Annotated in this window: 17 protein-coding genes; 7 read left to right on the top strand and 10 right to left on the bottom strand. The window is 72.2% G+C overall.

Annotated features, from left to right (window positions below):
• Positions 1-301: 301 nt before the first annotated feature.
• The 3 genes from ACFYU9_RS36500 (at position 302) to ACFYU9_RS36490 (ending at position 1,818) form a co-directional block, all read left to right on the top strand.
• Positions 302-589 carry a hypothetical protein gene (locus tag ACFYU9_RS36500; protein WP_389347934.1) on the top strand — a complete coding sequence of 96 codons (288 nt, stop codon included), beginning with the start codon at positions 302-304 and terminating at the stop codon, positions 587-589.
• Positions 590-701: 112 nt separating this feature from the next.
• On the top strand, positions 702-1,214 hold the full coding sequence (locus ACFYU9_RS36495) for a hypothetical protein (RefSeq protein ID WP_389204553.1): 513 nt from the start codon (positions 702-704) through the stop codon (positions 1,212-1,214).
• Between the two features lie 331 nt (positions 1,215-1,545).
• Entirely contained in the window at positions 1,546-1,818 is a 273-nt protein-coding gene (locus ACFYU9_RS36490) for a chaplin (protein ID WP_389204552.1), read from the top strand.
• 89 nt (positions 1,819-1,907) lie between these two features.
• Here the strand turns inward: ACFYU9_RS36490 and ACFYU9_RS36485 are convergent, their stop codons facing one another.
• Together ACFYU9_RS36485 and ACFYU9_RS36480 are read right to left on the bottom strand one after the other, a co-directional pair.
• Positions 1,908-2,774, bottom strand: coding sequence for a tyrosinase family protein (locus ACFYU9_RS36485; protein WP_389204551.1), 867 nt, complete (start codon positions 2,772-2,774; stop codon positions 1,908-1,910).
• Entirely contained in the window at positions 2,758-3,177 is a 420-nt protein-coding gene (locus ACFYU9_RS36480) for a tyrosinase family oxidase copper chaperone (protein WP_389347932.1), read from the bottom strand. Before ACFYU9_RS36480 ends, ACFYU9_RS36485 begins: the two co-directional genes overlap by 17 nt.
• A gap of 149 nt (positions 3,178-3,326) precedes the next feature.
• Between ACFYU9_RS36480 and ACFYU9_RS36475 the strand changes: the two genes are divergently transcribed.
• From ACFYU9_RS36475 to ACFYU9_RS36465, 3 genes are read left to right on the top strand one after another with little or no spacing between them, the layout of a single operon-like run.
• Positions 3,327-3,830 carry a DUF5949 family protein gene (locus tag ACFYU9_RS36475; protein ID WP_389204549.1) on the top strand — a complete coding sequence of 168 codons (504 nt, stop codon included), beginning with the start codon at positions 3,327-3,329 and terminating at the stop codon, positions 3,828-3,830.
• A 19-nt stretch (positions 3,831-3,849) separates the two neighbouring features.
• Complete coding sequence (locus ACFYU9_RS36470) at positions 3,850-4,521, top strand: vitamin K epoxide reductase family protein (RefSeq protein ID WP_389204548.1); 672 nt, start codon at positions 3,850-3,852, stop codon at positions 4,519-4,521.
• Between the two features lies 1 nt (position 4,522).
• Positions 4,523-5,590, top strand: coding sequence for a glycoside hydrolase family 26 protein (locus ACFYU9_RS36465; protein ID WP_389347930.1), 1,068 nt, complete (start codon positions 4,523-4,525; stop codon positions 5,588-5,590).
• Here the strand turns inward: ACFYU9_RS36465 and ACFYU9_RS36460 are convergent.
• Both ACFYU9_RS36460 and ACFYU9_RS36455 read right to left on the bottom strand, forming a co-directional pair.
• Complete coding sequence (locus ACFYU9_RS36460; RefSeq protein WP_389204545.1) at positions 5,544-6,176, bottom strand: TetR family transcriptional regulator; 633 nt, start codon at positions 6,174-6,176, stop codon at positions 5,544-5,546. The genes ACFYU9_RS36465 and ACFYU9_RS36460 overlap by 47 nt on opposite strands.
• 9 nt (positions 6,177-6,185) lie before the next feature.
• Positions 6,186-6,878, bottom strand: a complete 693-nt coding sequence (locus ACFYU9_RS36455) for a hemolysin III family protein (RefSeq protein ID WP_389204544.1) — start codon at positions 6,876-6,878, stop codon at positions 6,186-6,188.
• Between the two features lie 197 nt (positions 6,879-7,075).
• On the opposite strand from ACFYU9_RS36455, the gene ACFYU9_RS36450 reads away from it, so the two are divergent.
• On the top strand, positions 7,076-8,899 hold the full coding sequence (locus ACFYU9_RS36450) for a phosphoenolpyruvate carboxykinase (GTP) (RefSeq protein ID WP_389204543.1): 1,824 nt from the start codon (positions 7,076-7,078) through the stop codon (positions 8,897-8,899).
• A gap of 131 nt (positions 8,900-9,030) precedes the next feature.
• Here ACFYU9_RS36450 and ACFYU9_RS36445 read toward each other — a convergent pair whose 3' ends face one another.
• From ACFYU9_RS36445 to ACFYU9_RS36420, 6 genes are all read right to left on the bottom strand, one after another.
• Entirely contained in the window at positions 9,031-9,624 is a 594-nt protein-coding gene (locus ACFYU9_RS36445; protein ID WP_389347928.1) for a hypothetical protein, read from the bottom strand.
• Positions 9,611-11,233 (bottom strand): substrate-binding domain-containing protein, encoded by a 1,623-nt coding sequence (locus ACFYU9_RS36440; protein WP_389347926.1) that lies wholly within the window; start codon positions 11,231-11,233, stop codon positions 9,611-9,613. Before ACFYU9_RS36440 ends, ACFYU9_RS36445 begins: the two co-directional genes overlap by 14 nt.
• A complete protein-coding gene (locus ACFYU9_RS36435) occupies positions 11,230-12,435 on the bottom strand; it encodes a toxic anion resistance protein (RefSeq protein ID WP_389204537.1) in 1,206 nt (401 codons plus the stop codon). The genes ACFYU9_RS36440 and ACFYU9_RS36435 overlap by 4 nt, the downstream gene beginning before the upstream one ends.
• Positions 12,432-13,553: a hypothetical protein gene (locus ACFYU9_RS36430; protein WP_389347924.1), complete on the bottom strand. Its 1,122-nt coding sequence runs from the start codon at positions 13,551-13,553 to the stop codon at positions 12,432-12,434. Before ACFYU9_RS36430 ends, ACFYU9_RS36435 begins: the two co-directional genes overlap by 4 nt.
• A 124-nt stretch (positions 13,554-13,677) precedes the next feature.
• Complete coding sequence (locus ACFYU9_RS36425; protein ID WP_389347922.1) at positions 13,678-14,076, bottom strand: hypothetical protein; 399 nt, start codon at positions 14,074-14,076, stop codon at positions 13,678-13,680.
• Positions 14,077-14,191: 115 nt separating this feature from the next.
• A complete protein-coding gene (locus ACFYU9_RS36420; RefSeq protein WP_389347920.1) occupies positions 14,192-15,403 on the bottom strand; it encodes a pyridoxal phosphate-dependent aminotransferase in 1,212 nt (403 codons plus the stop codon).
• Positions 15,404-15,491 lie beyond the last annotated feature (88 nt).

Here is a 15,491-nt window from a genome sequence, read left to right as displayed (position 1 = left end):
CCCGGCCGGCCCCCCCGGCCCGGCGCGGGGGCCCGGGGGGGGGGGGGGGGGCGCCCCCCCCCCCCGGGGGCGGGCGGGCCCCCGGCGGGGGCCCCCCCGGGCGGGCCCCCCCGGGGGGGCGGGGGGGCCCACGGCCGTTTCCGTCATTCGGGTGCAGTGTCGCGAAAACCGTTGCCGCCGGGGTTTCCCGCCGGGTGCGCGTCTCGTTACCCAGGGCAGGACGAACGTACCCGGAAGCACTCAACTCCCGTGTACGGCAAGCGACTTGCTCGCGCAGGTCACACGAGGAAGGACTCTCTTCATGAAGCCCACCCAGGTTGCCGCGGCCGTCGCCGGTTCCCTGCTCGCCATGGGCGTCGCCGCGCCCGCGATGGCCGCGGAGTCGGTGCTGCCCACCGGCCTGCCCGGTGGCCTCGGCTCGCTGACCAGCGGCGGCCTGAAGACGGACGCGCTCAGCAGCACCACGGAGGGCTCCCCGGTGAAGACCGTCACCGACGCCGCGACGCAGCTGAACCGGACCGGCAAGGGCGGCGGCGCCCCGGCGCTGCTCGGCGGTCTGCCGCTGGGCGCGGGCCCGCTCGGCGGCTGACCGCCGGCCGGATCGTCAACCACGGCCCCCACCGGATCACCGGTGGGGGCCGTGCGTTGCTGCACTCAGGCGAATGCCGTCACGAAACGGCCCGGCAACTCGTTTGCAGGACATGAATCTGCGATCTCACGCCGGTCTGGGGCTCCTCGCCGCCGCCTTCGCCTCGGCGGCCCTGGCCTCCCCGGCCGCCGCCGACGCGCCCGTGGTCATCCCGCTGCAGGGCCTCGACCAGGTGCTCCCGGGCGACGCCCCCACCATCGCCACCGGCGTCCCCACCCCCATTCCCGGCGCGCCCACCGGCTTCCACCAGGGCCACGGCGCGGCACTGCCGGACCTCACCCTGCCCCGCGTACCGCTGGACAGCGCGCTGTCGAGGACCGACATCGCGGCGCCGCTGCCCGAGCTCCTCAAGGACAGCGAGCCGGGCACGGCCGAACTCAGCAGCCCGCGCGCGGACATGAAGGCCGTCACGCCCGGCGCCGTCGTCGGCAACCCGCTCGGTGCCCCGGCAGGCGACGGGCTCGGCGGGCTGCCGGAGGTCGGCGTGCCGCAGGCCGGTGTGCTGACGCCGTCGCTCGGCGGCGCGCTCGACCCCCAGCTGGGTCTGCACCCGGACGCGCGCTGACGTTCCGGGCGGGCGTTTCTTTGTACGAGCCGCGGCCCGGCGGGTGAAGACACGATTCTTCCCGCCACCCCCGAGGGTTCCGCTCGTTGCAGGGAAAGGCTTGTCGCATGGCCGCGGCCCGCGGCTTCCGGCGCGTTCCGTCGCATCCGGCGGCGGGCGGGCGGACGTCCGCGGGCCATCTTCGGAATGGCCGATTCCGTTGGCCCTTCCGGTTCTTACGATTCTTCGTTCCCATTCGGCGCAATGGCCGTGACCCTATGGTCGTTCCGCCGTTGAACGACACACGTGACCGTGATTCTCTCGGTCGCTTTCCACGTTCAAGGAGTTCCTGATGTCTCGCATCGCGAAGGCTGCCGCTGTTCTCGCCGGCACCGGTGCCGTTGCCATGACCGGTGCCGGCCTGGCCGTCGCCGACGCCGGCGCGGAGGCCGTCGCCGCCCACTCGCCCGGTGTCGCCTCCGGCAACGTCGTGCAGGTCCCGGTCCACGTGCCGATCAACCTCTGCGGCAACACCGTCAACGTCATCGGTCTGATCAACCCGGCCTTCGGCAACCAGTGCGCGAACGTCGACGGCCACGGCGGCGAGGGCGGCTACGGCGGCTGATCCGGCCCTCGTCCAGCACCACTCGTAGTGCGACGTGTCCCCCCGGCCCGCTGGGCCGGGGGGACACGTCGTCTGCGGTGCCGGACGCCTCACGCGTACCGGTAGACCGCGCTGTGGTCGAGCAGCTCCGCCGGCGTCAGGTTCCACGGGCCGAGCCGCTCGTGCAGCGCGGCGACCTTGCGGTACTGCGGGTCGCCCAGTGGCGGCGGGCTCTTCGGCAGATAGCCGGCCCCCGGGTTGCGGGCCTGCCAGCGCGACCAGAGCAGGTCGATGTAGGCGTGGTGCAGCCAGAACACCGGGTCGTTGACCGAGCCGCCGCCCAGCATCAGGCCGCCGACCCAGCGGTGCACCCGGTTGTGCAGCCGGAAGCGGGAGTTGCCCGAGCCGGACCCCCAGCCCTCCAGACGGTTGCGGAAGCCGGAGCCGCTGGTGGAGTTCCAGGGCGCCGTGTCGTACGTCCGCTCCCGCATCGCCAGGTCGACGTCCGCCGCCGTCGGCAGCGCGATCGGATCGCGCGGGCGGCCGAAGTCCCGGCTCAGGAAGCGCTGTTCGGTCATCCCGTAGCGCACGGTCCACTTCCCGCCCGCGTAGGCGAACGGGCCGGTCGTCACCTGGAAGTCGCCGCGCCGGCCGTTGCCGCCCATGAAGTCCTCGCCCCAGATCGCGGCGGCCGGCGTGTTGTCCCGGGTCCAGTCCCAGTACGGCACGGTCACCGCCGGGTCGATCCGGCGCAGCGCCCGCTCGAACTCGAGCAGGAACTTGCGGTGCCAGGGCAGGAAGCTCGGGCACATGTGCGCGACCCGCAGCTTCCCCTCGCCGTCGGCGACGTAGTAGTCGATGTGGGTGCGCACGAACTCGTCGTACTTCCCGGACCGTTTGAGCTCCAGGACGGCGGAGACGAAGCGCCGGCGCTCGGCGCTCGTCAGGTCGCGCTGGTTCTTACGCGTGTACGCCACGCGGGCTCCCTCCCGGGTGGGTGCTCTCGCCGCCGTGGTCGCCGTGCCACGCGGCGTACCGGCTCAGCGGGGCCGGACCGAGGTCGGCCACGGCCGCGCGGGTGGCCGCGAGCGGCGTCGGACAGGACTCGTAGTGGTCGATGGGGGTGACCCAGCCGCCGTCGGCGCAGCGCATCAGATGCAGCGGCCGGCCGTCGACGAGGGCCACCGGCTCGCCGGTCGGGCCCGCGAAGCCCTGGATGCGGCGGCCCGCGTACATCTCGTCGAAGGCGTGCGGGTCCTCGGCGGCCGCGGGGGCGTCCCTGGCGGGTAAGGCGGTGATGCGGGTCAGTGCGCCGCCCGTGAAGGCGGTGACGGCCAGTGCGAAAAGCGAACGCAAGGCCACTCGGCGCGGGACGATCATGAGTGATCTCCTGGGGTCGGCTTGTGCCCTATGGGCACAACGATGAAAACCCCGGTTCGTTGCGGCTCAAATGCCCATGGACGGATAATCGGCCGAATGAGTGAATTCGGCTCCGGCAGGCGGGCGTTCGTCCCCTAGCATCCGGATTCATGACCACTTCCCATGTCGCGTCCAAGGCGCACAGTGCCCATTCGATGGGGACGCTCACCGTCATCTCGTGGACCCTCGGGCCCACCGACGAGATGCCCGCCACTCCCTTTCTGATGGTGTATTCGCTCGGCGACGGCCTGCACGGCCGGGAGGCCGGCGAGGCGGAGCTGCGGCAGACCCTGGAGGACATGGGCGTGCCGGTCGGCGGCGTCGTCGTCGACGCCGGCCAGGACCGCGGGATCGGCGCGCATCTGCTCGTCGAGGCGGAGCGGGCGGTGCTCACCCTGCCGTTCATGAACGCGCAGTGCCCGGTGTCGGCGGAGTGGCAGGCGGCGGCCCACGAGACCGGCCACGTCATCGTGAAGATCCCGGTCGTGCCGTGGCCGGACGCGCAGCCGGGGGCGCAGCTCGCGGAGGACCGCCTCAAGGCGTTCCTGATGGACGACGCCGTCGTGCGCAACTCCGGTCTCGTCGCGGTGCCGGTGAGCCGGATCCAGGGCTGAGCGGGCAGGGGTCGGCGCGATGACGACGGTGAACGTGCGCGGCGGGACGGCGGTCCCCGGGCCCCGGCACCGGGACCCGGAGACGGACCGGGACGGCGGGCGGGCGGGCGGAGCGGGGATCGGCGCGAGCCGGGCCTTCGCCTGGATGCTGGTCGTGACCGGCGCGGCGGGCCTGCTCGCCGGCTGGGTGATCACGATCGACAAGTTCAGGCTCCTGGAGGACCCGGGCTTCACGCCGGGGTGCAGCCTCAACCCGGTGGTCTCCTGCGGCAACATCATGAAGAGCGAGCAGGCGGGTGTGTTCGGCTTCCCGAACCCGATGCTGGGCCTCGTCACGTACGCCGTCGTCGTCGCCGTGGGCGCCGGGATCCTGGCCGGCGCCCGCTACCGGGGCTGGTTCTGGCTCGGCCTGAACGCGGGCATGCTGTTCGGCGTCGGCTTCTGCACCTGGCTGATGCAGCAGTCGCTGTACGAGATCAACTCGCTGTGCCTGTGGTGCTGTCTGGCCTGGTGCGCGACGATCACCATGTTCTGGTACACCACCGCGCACAACGTGCGCCGTGGGCTGCTGCCCGCGCCTGCCGCGGTGAAGGGCTTCCTCGGGGACTTCACCTTCGCGCTGCCGGTGCTGCACATCGGGATCATCGGGATGCTGATCCTGACCCGCTGGTGGGAGTTCTGGACCAGCTGACGTGCGCCTCCCGCGTTCCCGGGTGACGGCCCGGACGACGACCTGGCCGCGAGTGGCACTGACCGTGCTGCTCGCGGCCGTTCTCGTGTGCCTGGTGTCGTACGGGCGGCTCGCGCCGGACGGCCGCGATCCGCTGGCGCGGCCCGTGACGGAGCCCGCGCGGGAGCCCGAGCGGGAGCCGGCGAGCGTGCCGGCGGGCTTCTTCACCGGCTCGGACGAGGCCGGGGTGCGGCGGATCGCCGAGGTGGAGAAGTGGCTGGGCGGCACGGAGCTGACGGTCGGGCACACCTATCTGCCGGGCGACCGCTGGTCCAACATCGAGGGCCATCCGGCGCTGTTCGGGCCGTGGGCGCGGTGGAAGGAGCAGCGGCCGGGCCGGCTCTTCGTGCTCAACGTGCCGCTGATGGACCGCAACGAGGAGGGCGTCGGCGACCCGGAGGTGCGGGCGGGGCTGCGGCGCGGGGCGTCCGGGGCGTTCGACGCGCACTTCCGCGCGCTCGGCGAGCGGCTCGTGGCGCACCGGCTCGGCGACGCGGTCCTCGTGCTCGGCTGGGAGATGAACGGCACCACGTACACCCACCGCTGCGGGCCGGACCCGGCGGCCTGGAAGGCGTACTGGCGGCGGACGGTGACCGTGCTGCGGCAGGTGCCGGGGCAGCGCTTCCGCTTCGACTTCACGCCGAGCCGCGGGCCCGACGCCGTCCCGTGGACGCGCTGCTGGCCCGGCGACGACGTGGTGGACATCGTCGGCATGGACGCCTACGACCAGCCGGCCGGGCTGTCGTTCGCGGAGCAGGTGGCGGAGCCGTACGGGCTCGCCTTCCACGCCCGCTTCGCGGCGGCGCACGGCAAGCCGGTGTCGTTCCCCGAGTGGGGGCTGTTCCGCAACGGGGACGATCCGGCGTACGTACGCGGGATGCTGGACTGGTTCGCGCGGCAGCGGCCGGTCTACCAGACCTTCACCGACTACTGCCCGCACGGGGTGTTCGGCTGCGCCGGGAACCCGGCGTCGGGCGAGGTGGTCAGAGCGGCCCTGGGCCGGCCGGGCGCAGCGTCAGGCCGCCCTTGAGGGTGTCGACGGTCCGGTCGAGGAGCGTCACGAGGTCGTCGCCGCGGCCGTGTTCGGCCCAGTGCACGGTGGCCTCGCGCAGCGCGCCGAGCACGGCGGCGGTGAAGACCCGCACCTCCAGGTCGTCGGGGTCGCGGCCGGTGCGCTCGGCGACGGCGCCGGAGAGCAGCCGGCCGGTGTCGGCGGTGGTCTCGGTGAAGCGGGCGCGGACGGCCGGGATCTCCACCAGGAAGCGGGCCCGCAGCAGGGTGTCCGCCGGCTCCTCGGCGAGCGCGGCGCCGACGGCTTCGAGGATCACCGCGCGCAGCGAGTCGAGCGGGTCCTCGCCGGCGGGGCGGGCGCGCAGCCGGTCGACGAGGAGGTCGTCCAGGTCGTCGGTGAGGAGGATGTCCTCCTTGACCGGGAAGTAGCGGACGACCGTGGACGGCGAGACCTCGGCCGCCGCGGCGATCTGCTCGATGGTGGTGGCCTCGTACCCCTGCGCGGACACCAGCCGGTAGGCCGCCTTCCGGATCGCGGCGCGGGTCTTGAGCTTCTTGCGCTCGCGCAGGGACGGGCGGGCGGGGGTGTCGGTCACGGACACCATTGTCCCTGGTCAGGCGTGGGTGTACGCCACCAGCGAGATGCCGACGTAGTGGACGATGAACGCGGCGAGGGTGAAGGAGTGGAAGACCTCGTGGAAGCCGAACCAGCGCGGGGACGGGTTCGGGCGCTTCATGCCGTAGATCACGCCGCCCGCGCTGTAGAGGACGCCGCCGACGATCACCAGGACGAGGACGGCGATGCCGCCGGCCCGCATGAAGTCGGGCAGGAAGAAGACGGCGGCCCAGCCCATCGCGATGTAGCAGGGCGTGTACAGCCAGCGGGGCGCGCCGACCCAGAAGACCCGGAAGGCGATGCCGGCCGCGGCCGCCGCCCAGACCGCCCACATGAGGGGCCGGCCGGTGGAGTCGGGGAGGAGGAGCAGCGTCAGCGGGGTATAGGTGCCCGCGATGATGAGGAAGATGTTGGCGTGGTCGAGCCGCCGCAGCACGGCCTCGCCGCGCGGTCCCCAGTTGCCGCGGTGGTACAGGGCGCTGATGCCGAACAGCAGACAGGCCGTGAGCACGTAGATGCCGCAGGCGATCCGGGCCCGCGGCGAGTCGGAGAGGGCCACCAGGACGAGCCCCGCGACGATCACCGCGGGGAACATTCCGGCGTGCAGCCAGCCTCGGAGTCTCGGCTTGAGCGGGAGCGGCAGCGCCGGGCGCTGCTCCGTGGCGGTGAGGTCCGGCGAGGCTGCTGTCATGGTTCGGCATCGTACCTACGTGATCGTAAGCAGTGGATATGAGTGGCGATGCTCACGTGTGCGGCCCTCTGGACATATGCGCGGAAGCGTCGGATGATCAAATGAGTGCGGTCGGCACCGGATGAGCGCCTACGACGCATCCGGGTCGCAGCCCCCAAGGGGCATACATCTTAAAAACCCCTCTACAAGGAGCAATCGTGGCGCGCGACAACGCGGCTCCCTCCACCGTCCCCACCCAGCACCAGGAGCTCGTCTCCTGGGTCAACGAGATCGCCGAGATCACGCAGCCCGACGCCGTCGTCTGGTGCGACGGGTCCGAGGCCGAGTACGAGCGCCTCTGTGAGGAGCTCGTCGCGAAGGGGACCTTCAAGAAGCTCGACCCGATCAAGCGCCCGAACTCGTACTACGCCGCCTCCGACCCGACCGACGTCGCGCGCGTCGAGGACCGGACCTTCATCTGCTCCGAGAAGGAGGAGGACGCGGGCCCGACCAACCACTGGAAGGCCCCGGCGGAGATGAAGCAGATCTTCGCGGGCGAGAAGGGCATCTTCCGCGGCTCCATGAAGGGCCGCACCATGTACGTCGTGCCCTTCTGCATGGGCCCGGTCGGCTCCGAGCTCTCCGCCATCGGCGTCGAGATCACCGACTCCGCGTACGTCGCCGTCTCCATGCGCACCATGACCCGCATGGGACAGGCCGTCCTCGACGAGCTCGGCACCGACGGCTTCTTCGTCAAGGCCGTCCACACCCTCGGCGCCCCGCTCGCCGAGGGCGAGGCCGACGTGCCGTGGCCGTGCAACAGCACCAAGTACATCTCGCACTTCCCGGAGACCCGCGAGATCTGGTCCTACGGTTCCGGCTACGGCGGCAACGCCCTGCTCGGCAAGAAGTGCTACGCGCTGCGCATCGCGTCCGTCATGGCGCGCGACGAGGGCTGGCTCGCCGAGCACATGCTCATCCTCAAGCTGACGCCGCCGCAGGGCGAGGCCAAGTACGTGGCCGCCGCCTTCCCGTCCGCCTGTGGCAAGACCAACCTCGCCATGCTGGAGCCCACGATCTCCGGCTGGACCGTGGAGACCATCGGCGACGACATCGCCTGGATGCGCTTCGGCGAGGACGGCCGCCTCTACGCGATCAACCCCGAGGCCGGCTTCTTCGGCGTCGCGCCCGGCACCGGCGAGCACACCAACGCCAACGCCATGAAGACGATGTGGGGCAACTCCGTCTTCACGAACGTCGCGCTCACCGACGACGGCGACGTCTGGTGGGAGGGCATGACCGAGGAGCTGCCCCAGCACCTCACCGACTGGAAGGGCAACGACTGGACGCCGGAGTCCGAGACCCCGGCCGCCCACCCCAACGCCCGCTTCACCGTCCCGGCCGGGCAGTGCCCGATCATCGCGCCGGAGTGGGAGGACCCGAAGGGCGTGCCGATCTCGGCGATCCTCTTCGGCGGCCGCCGCGCCTCCGCCGTCCCGCTGGTCACCGAGTCCTTCGACTGGAACCACGGCGTCTTCCTCGGTGCCAACGTGGCCTCCGAGAAGACCGCCGCCGCCGAGGGCAAGGTCGGCGAGCTGCGCCGCGACCCCTTCGCCATGCTGCCGTTCTGCGGCTACAACATGGGCGACTACATGGCGCACTGGATCAAGATCGGTCAGACCGCGGACGCCGCGAAGCTGCCGAAGATCTACTACGTCAACTGGTTCCGCAAGAACGACGCCGGCAAGTTCGTCTGGCCCGGCTTCGGCGAGAACAGCCGCGTCCTGAAGTGGATCGTCGAGCGCCTCGACGGCAAGGCCGAGGGCGTCGAGACCCCCATCGGCATCCTGCCGACGAAGGAGGCCCTGGACACCGACGGCCTGGACCTGGCCGAGGAGGACCTGGACTTCCTGCTCACCGTCGACAAGGACGTCTGGCGCGAGGAGGCCGGCCTGGTCCCCGCGCACCTGGAGACCTTCGGCACGCACACGCCGAAGGAGCTGTGGGACCAGTACAACGCGCTGGTCGAGCGCCTGGGCTGAGCCCCTGAAGACTCGTGGCGGGTTGCCCCGATTTCCGCCCTGACCAGCTGGGGTCACGACGGCCCGTCACGACGCATCCGGCCCCCGGAGCCCCCTCACGGCTCCGGGGGCCGGCGCACCTCCTCCTCCGCTCAGCGGCCCCGGTCCTCCAGATAGCGGGTGTGGGTCTGCTGCCGGCGGGCCTCCGCGTCCTGGAGCGCCGAGGCGATCTCCGCCGCCTCCGCGTGCAGCGCGGCCAACTGCCGTTCCAGATGGCGCTCCGGAGGCTCGGCGCCCGGCACGGCACGGGACCACCACCGGCTGCGGACGAACGCGTCGACCGCCTCCGGGATGTCCTGGCGCACCGCCCGGGCCAGCACCCGGACCTGCTCCGGGTCGCTCACCCAGCCCGGTTCGAGCAGCGCTCCGACGAGCGTGTCCAGCTCGGTCATCCGGCCGTGCGCGGCCGGCGGCAGCTCCACCTCGGCGAGATACGCACGCAGCAGGACCAGGTCCCCGCGCAGCGCCTCGACCTGCTCGGCCGGCTCCGGGAAGGCCGGCGTGGCCGGACGCTCGGGCGGGGCGATCAGCGCGCCCGCGCCGTACAGGCCTGCCACCACCAGCGGCCACAGCGAGCCGGCGGCGCCGGTCGTCAGGGTGAGCGCCACCCCGGCGATGCCGCAGGCGCAGCCCGTGAGGTTCTTGCGCGACTCGACGTATCTCAGCAGGCGGTTACTGGTAGCCACGGATCTCCTCGAAGGCCCCGTCGAGCGAGCCCGTCGTCGCGTCGAACAGCTTGCCGCCGGTGAGCTGCGCGATGTGGTCGAGCGCCGCCCTGTCCGAGTCGCCGAACAGGATCGGGAAGACCGGGATGCGCTGCTGGGCCGGGCTGAGCGAGCGGTCGTGGAAGGTGTCGAAGGCGGCGGCCGGGTCGCCGTCGGTGTTGGCGCCGTCCGTCATCAGCACGATCGACGTGAACGTGTCGTCCGCGCGCGCGTCGTCGAGCCGCGCGTACGCCTCCTTCAGGCTGGAGTAGATCGCCGTGCCGCCGGAGGCGCTGAGCCGGGACGCGTCGCCGCGGATCGCGTCGAGCGCGGCCTTCGGCGCGCCCGGGTCGACGGTGTGGGTGGTGACCTCGTCGCTCTTCACGCCCGTGCCGAACGGCATCATCGTCACCTCCTCGCGGTCCCGGAAGTCGCCGGTCAGCTCGGTCAGCGCCGCCTTCAGCCGGTCGAGCCGCTCGCCCTCCATCGAGCCGGAGGTGTCGAGGACGTAGACCGTGCGGGACGGGCGGCGCAGCGTGTTGTCGTACGAGTCGAGCAGCCCGTCCGCGACCGAACGGCTGCCGGGGAACGGCAGTTCGCGCCGCGGGTCGGTGGCCAGACCGGCCGCCGGGGCGACGCCCGGCACCACCGGGCGGCGCTTCGTCCGCTCGGTGATCAGCCGCTGGGCCGCCGGGGTGCGCAGCTGCGCGGCGAGCCGGCGCACCGCGTCCTTCGCCTCGGGGCGGGCGGCGGTCAGCGAGGTCAGCGGATAGTCCGCGGTGACCACGCCGTCCGCCGGGCGGATCACGGTGAGCCCGCCCGGGATCGACAGCAGCACCGACTCGTAGTTGACGACCGCGTCGACGTCGGGGCGCCGGGCGTAGGCGGTGGCGAGCCAGCCGGAGGAGCCGGAGGTCAGCTTCTGCCCGGTGAAGAACTCCTTCAGCTTCGGCGTGGCCGCCTTCACGTCCTTGTCGGTGAGCGCGGACTGCGCGCCCGACAGGCCCGAGGCGACCGAGACGAGCGCGGAGAAACCGGAGTTGGAACGCAGCGGGTCCGTCATGCCGTAGCTGAGCCGCTTCTGCGCGACGGCCTGGTCGATCTGCGCCCAGGTGACCTTCTTCGGGTCCCAGCCCAGCCGGGCCACGGCCGCGGGCCGGATGCCGAGGGCGACCGGGGAGGTCATGACGGGCGTCTCGCCGGTGATCCGGCGGGCGGAGTCCGGGTTGAGCCGCAGATAGTCGTTGGACGACAGCCACACGGCGTCGAACTGCTTGTCGGCCTCGCCCGAGGCGATCCGCTTGGCGGCGTCGAGCGTGCCGGCGTAGGTGGGGCGGACGGTGACGCCGGTGGCCTTGCGGGCCTCCTCCAGGACGGGCGCCATGTCGGCGAGCTCGGAGGAGGCGAGGACGCGGAGCGTGCCGGGGCGGTACTCGCCGGAGTCGGCGGTGCCCTTGCCGTCGCCGTCGCCGTCGGAACACCCGGTGGCCGCGAGGGCCAGGGCGAGCACGGCGCCGGCGACGCGGCCGGTACGGAAGCGGGCACGGATCCGGGTACGGAAGCCCGTACGGATCCGGGTACGGGATCTCATCCGCGGCCCCCTTCGAGGATGCCGGCCGCGCCGGAACCGGAACCGCCCTCGCGCGCCTGCGTGCGCTCCAGGTAGGAGCTCGCCGTGCGCAGTTCGGCGGAGAGCGCGTCCACCGTCTGGGCCATCGACTCGGTCGCGCGGACCTTGTACGTGTCGATCGCGTCGAGCGTCGAGTAGATCTGCTGGAAGGCGGTGCGCACGGTCTCCAGGCCCACCGCGGGCTCCGCCGCGAGCCGCTGGATGTCGCCGGTCTGGCCGGCGAGCGCGGCCGCGTTGCCCTGGATGAGCTGCTCGGTCGTCCCGCGCAGCGCGTTGACCTGCTCGACGACCTTCTTCTGGTGGTCGAGCGCGGACGCCAGCATCACCGCGATCCGCAGCGCGGTCACCGTGGTCGTGGCGGCCCGGTCCACGCCCTTGATCAGCTCGTCGTTGTTGCGCCGGACCACGTCCATGGCGAGGTAGCCCTGCGCGCACACCGCGAGCTGGGTCAGCAGGTCCTGGTGCTTCTGCCGGACCGGGAAGAGCACGTCGGCGCGCAGCGCGTCCGCCTGGACCGGGTCGGCGGCGTGGGCGAGGCGCTGCTCGACGGCCGCGTCGAGGGCCTCGGTGAGCACCGCGTACTCCTGGAGCCGGCCCATGGTCTCCCACAGCCGGGCCCGCTCCGTCTGCAACGCCGCGTTGTCGCGCCGCAGTTCGTCCTGGCCGCCCTTCAGTGCGTCGAGGATGCGGTTGATGGTCTCCTGCGAGGAGGCGTACTTCGCGATGTGGTCGCGCAGCCGGTTCCCGCCCGGCAGCTTCGACAGCAGGCTCCGCACGCCCTTGGCGGGCGTGTCGCGCGGGTCGAGGTCCTCGATGGTGCGGCGCAGTTCGACGAGCGAGCCGCCGACCCTGGTCGTGGCGTCGCCGCCGGCCGAGCCGAGGGAGCGGACGGTGCGGTCCAGCATCCGGTTGGACTGCTGGGCGGCGCTGCGCATCTCGCCGGAGCCGAGCCCGGCGATCTCGCCGATGCGGCCGGTGAACTCCGGGGAGCGGGCGTCGAGTCCGGCGAGCGAGCCCACGTACTCGGCGGCCCGCCGCTCCATCTCGGTGCGCTTGGCGTCGTCGAGCGGCACGAGCGTGGCGGCCTGCTCGGCGCGGATCGGCGCGACCGGCTCCGGCGGGGTGAGGACGAGCGGGGTCTCGGTGGGCGGCTGGAGCGTCATGCGGTGTCCCCCTGGTCGCGGGCCCGCAGCGCCATCCGGTGCAGCACCTGGTAGGTGGGCACGGGCGCCTGGCGGACTCCGGTGAGCGTCTGGTTGAGGTAGCCGGCGTGGCCGGCGGTGGCGGCGGTGAACTCGGCCGCCGCGCCCTGCGGACGGAAGCCGTGCCGGACCGCGAGCTTGCGCAGCTCCGGGTCGGTGGACAGGAGTTCGCCGAGGGTGCGGCCGGCCTCGGTGAGCGGGACGAGGGTGTGGTCGCTGTTGACGGTGGTGTCCGGGTAGAGCACCACCAGGTCGCCCATCTGCTGCTTCGCCAGGAGCTGGGACGCGACCTGCGACTCGTACACCAGGACCAGCGGGTTCCCGACGCCGCTGACGAAGTCCCGGAAGGGCGCGTCCGAGCTGGACTGCTGGGCGCCCTGCACCTGGATCAGCTTGCGCATCAGCGGCGCCGTGCGGTCGACGGCCGCCTTGTCCCCGGCGACCCGGCCGCCGTCGGCGACATAGCTCGCGGCGGCGAGGTAGAGCGCGCCGGAGTTGGAGGCGACGGGGTCGGTGGAGGTGATGAAGAGAGTGCCGGTCAGCTCGGCGTGCCCGGCGGAGCCCTTGAGCTGCTGCCAGGTGCGGTCGGCGCGGGCCGCGGCCAGATAGGCGTCCATCCTCAGGGTGCCGGTGTGGCCGCCGGGGCCGAGCGCGGCGAGCCCGTTGTCCGCGAGGACCTGGGCGGCGGCGCTGTGCGCGACGACGACGAGCGGCGAGTAGAACGGCCGCAGCGGGGCGGTCGTCACCTTGGCCTTCGCCTTCAGCTCGTCGGCGGGCGCCTTGGCGGACGGGAACGCGAAGTCGTAGCCCTTGAGGGGCAGTTCCTCCATGTCCCAGGACCCGGAGGTCTCCGTCCGTACGGTGAGGCCCTTGGCTGCCAGGGCCTTCACGACCTCGGGATCGGCGAAGAACTCCGCCTTCTCCGACCCGATGACTCCTCGCACGGTCTTCGTTGCCGTGCCGCTGTCGTCCTTGTCGCCGCCCACCACGAGGGCGGCGGCCACGCCGCCGAGGAGCAGGACGGCGAGGACGATTCCCAGGATGCGTCTCACGCGGGCAGCGTGCTCGCGGAAACCCACATTCCAGGGGGAGTTGGGTGTACGGCGGGTGAAGCGACGATCCCGGAAACGAACCGGACGGCAGGCGTCCGGCTTGGGTGGCGCCCGGTCCGCGCGGCTTCGTGTACGCGCGGACCGGGGCCGATCAGGGGGTGGCGACCAGCGGGTCGCCGGACAGCGCCGCCGTGTGCGCGTCCATCCGCTCGGCGGCGAGGATCGCGGCGGTCGTGTCCGCCCGGGAGGCGGCGACGACCAGCGCCCGGCCCGCCAGCGTGTGCGCCTTGCGGTGCAGGTCCTCGGCGGGCGCGCTGCTCAGCCCCGCGTGACGCGCCGGGGGCGCGCCGCGCAGCCGGGCGACCTGGCGGGCGATGAGCTCGCCGGCCCGGTCGTCGCCGAGCTCGTCGGTGACGGCGAGCAGGGCGGCGAGGTGGCCGGCGAGCTGGATGTCCAGCTCCTCCCCGCGCGAGCGGTGCGGGTAGGTGTCGGGGTTCCGGTCGTCGTCGGCCGTCCGGTGGACCGACTTGGTGCGGATCGGTTCGTACATGGGACGGCCTCCTGCGGTAGCTCTGGAGGCATCCTAGCTTGGATTTGATCTAAAGTTGAGCAGAGTCCGGAAAGGCTGGGTCAAGAAACGGGCCGGGCTCCGGTCCGGGGCGGCGTCAGTGCTGGCTGTAGCCGTCCAGGAAGGTGCCGATCCGGGTCACGGCATCGGCCAGGTCCGTGGCGTTCGGCAGGGTCACGATCCGGAAGTGGTCCGGCTCGTGCCAGTTGAAGCCCGTCCCGTGCACCACCATGATCTTCTCGGCCCGCAGTAGGTCCAGGACCATCTGCCGGTCGTCCTTGATCTTGTAGACGGCCGGGTCGAGCCGCGGGAACAGATACAGCGCGCCCTTCGGCTTCACGCAGGTCACGCCCGGGATCTGCGTCAGCAGCTCGTACGCCACGTCCCGCTGCTCCAGGAGCCGGCCGCCCGGCAGCACCAGGTCCTCGATCGACTGCCGCCCCTGGAGGGCCGCGGCCACCGCGTGCTGGGCCGGCATGTTGGCGCACAGCCGCATGTTGGCCAGGATCGTCAGGCCCTCGATGTACGAGGAGGCGTGCGCCTTCGGGCCGCAGACCGCGAGCCAGCCGGAGCGGAAGCCGGCCACCCGGTAGTTCTTGCTCATCCCGTTGAAGGTGAGGCAGAGGAGGTCCGGGGCGATGGCGGCGGTCGGCGTGTGCGTGGTGCCGTCGTAGAGGATCTTGTCGTAGATCTCGTCCGAGCAGACCACCAGGTTGTGCCGGCGGGCGATCTCGGTCAGGCCGCGCAGCATCTCGTCGTCGTAGACGGCGCCGGTCGGGTTGTTCGGGTTGATGATCACGATCGCCTTGGTGCGGTCGGTGATCTTCCGCTCGATGTCGGCCAGGTCCGGCATCCAGTCCGCCTGCTCGTCGCAGCGGTAGTGCACGGCCGTACCGCCCGCGAGCGACACCGAAGCCGTCCACAGCGGATAGTCCGGGGCCGGGACGAGCACCTCGTCGCCGTCGTCGAGCAGCGCCTGCATCGCCATCTGGATCAGCTCGGAGACGCCGTTGCCGAGGTAGATGTCCTCGACCGAGAGCGGGATGCCCTTGGTCTCGTAGTGGCTCATGATCGCGCGCCGCGCGGACAGCAGGCCCTTCGCGTCCCCGTAGCCGTGCGCCTCGGCGAGGTTGCGCAGCACGTCCTCGAGGATGGCGGGCGGACACTCGAAGCCGAAGGCGGCCGGGTTTCCGGTGTTGAGCTTGAGGATGCGATGACCCGCGGCCTCAAGCCGCATCGCCTCTTCGAGCACCGGGCCCCGGATTTCGTAACAGACGTTGGCGAGCTTCGTGGACTGGATCACCTGCATGACGAGAGCTTACGGCCGGGTGCGGCGGGGCGCTCCGTGTTTTGGGACACGTCACCCGGGGGAGGGGCGACGAGGGTGTGTGTCGTGC

The organism is Streptomyces sp. NPDC004327, assembly GCF_042873935.1.
Taxonomy (GTDB): domain Bacteria; phylum Actinomycetota; class Actinomycetes; order Streptomycetales; family Streptomycetaceae; genus Streptomyces.
This window is presented reverse-complemented; position numbering and strand designations above follow the sequence as displayed.

Excerpts from the sequence above, each read along its gene's own strand:
- ACFYU9_RS36500 (WP_389347934.1), top strand. The coding sequence starts at position 302 with ATGAAGCCCACCCAGGTTGCCGCGGCCGTCGCCGGTTCCCTGCTCGCC.
- ACFYU9_RS36495 (WP_389204553.1), top strand. The coding sequence starts at position 702 with ATGAATCTGCGATCTCACGCCGGTCTGGGGCTCCTCGCCGCCGCCTTC.
- ACFYU9_RS36490 (WP_389204552.1), top strand. The coding sequence starts at position 1,546 with ATGTCTCGCATCGCGAAGGCTGCCGCTGTTCTCGCCGGCACCGGTGCC.
- ACFYU9_RS36480 (WP_389347932.1), bottom strand. The coding sequence starts at position 3,177 with ATGATCGTCCCGCGCCGAGTGGCCTTGCGTTCGCTTTTCGCACTGGCC.
- ACFYU9_RS36475 (WP_389204549.1), top strand. The coding sequence starts at position 3,327 with ATGACCACTTCCCATGTCGCGTCCAAGGCGCACAGTGCCCATTCGATG.
- ACFYU9_RS36470 (WP_389204548.1), top strand. The coding sequence starts at position 3,850 with ATGACGACGGTGAACGTGCGCGGCGGGACGGCGGTCCCCGGGCCCCGG.
- ACFYU9_RS36460 (WP_389204545.1), bottom strand. The coding sequence starts at position 6,176 with ATGGTGTCCGTGACCGACACCCCCGCCCGCCCGTCCCTGCGCGAGCGC.
- ACFYU9_RS36455 (WP_389204544.1), bottom strand. The coding sequence starts at position 6,878 with ATGACAGCAGCCTCGCCGGACCTCACCGCCACGGAGCAGCGCCCGGCG.
- ACFYU9_RS36440 (WP_389347926.1), bottom strand. The coding sequence starts at position 11,233 with ATGAGATCCCGTACCCGGATCCGTACGGGCTTCCGTACCCGGATCCGT.
- ACFYU9_RS36435 (WP_389204537.1), bottom strand. The coding sequence starts at position 12,435 with ATGACGCTCCAGCCGCCCACCGAGACCCCGCTCGTCCTCACCCCGCCG.
- ACFYU9_RS36425 (WP_389347922.1), bottom strand. The coding sequence starts at position 14,076 with ATGTACGAACCGATCCGCACCAAGTCGGTCCACCGGACGGCCGACGAC.
- ACFYU9_RS36420 (WP_389347920.1), bottom strand. The coding sequence starts at position 15,403 with ATGCAGGTGATCCAGTCCACGAAGCTCGCCAACGTCTGTTACGAAATC.